Annotated in this window: 1 protein-coding gene; it reads left to right on the plus strand. The window is 53.6% G+C overall.

Features of this window, described 5'->3' with window-relative positions:
* Positions 1-224: 224 nt before the first annotated feature.
* On the plus strand, positions 225-549 hold a 325-nt coding region (locus tag AC1D1Y_RS26125), incomplete at its 3' end, for a hypothetical protein (RefSeq protein ID WP_477684912.1).

The following is a 549-nucleotide window of genomic DNA, read 5'->3' on the forward strand; positions in this document are numbered from 1 at the left end:
TCGCGGGCCATCGGATCCGTTACTTGCACCGTATCTATATGTAATAGGAATATATTAAATTTGCCGTTTATGCGTGAATACGGGCCTTGTATTGACATCTCGTTTTTTCACGGCATTTTGGGGGCGGCATGCGCGTTGGCATATTTCTATTGGGCTTGATCCTGGCGGGTTGCGGAGGCGGTGGTGGTTCGTCGGGAGGTGGCACCACCACCATGGACTTCAGCGTGAGCACCACACCAACCAACTCTGCGCTGAGTACCCCTTTCTTGGGGCACACCAAGGTGATGATTGGATTCTCCGGAAGTGCTGGAAACGCAGCCCCCTTCGACATGCAATACCAGTACTTCAATTCAGGTGTCTGGGGTGCTGCTTATAACCATGCCAATTGTTTGAACGGCACGTCCCCTTTCAGTGATTGCAAAGGATGGGTTGCCTGGCAGGAGACCAGCACAACGCGAGGTTTGTATGCCGGGCGCTTTGTTGGTAGTGCCAAGGCGCGCATCTGGAACGGCGTAACCCGCCCGCAGATTCCGTTCTTCACCTACTACA

The organism is Polaromonas sp. P1_G1, assembly GCF_056405595.1.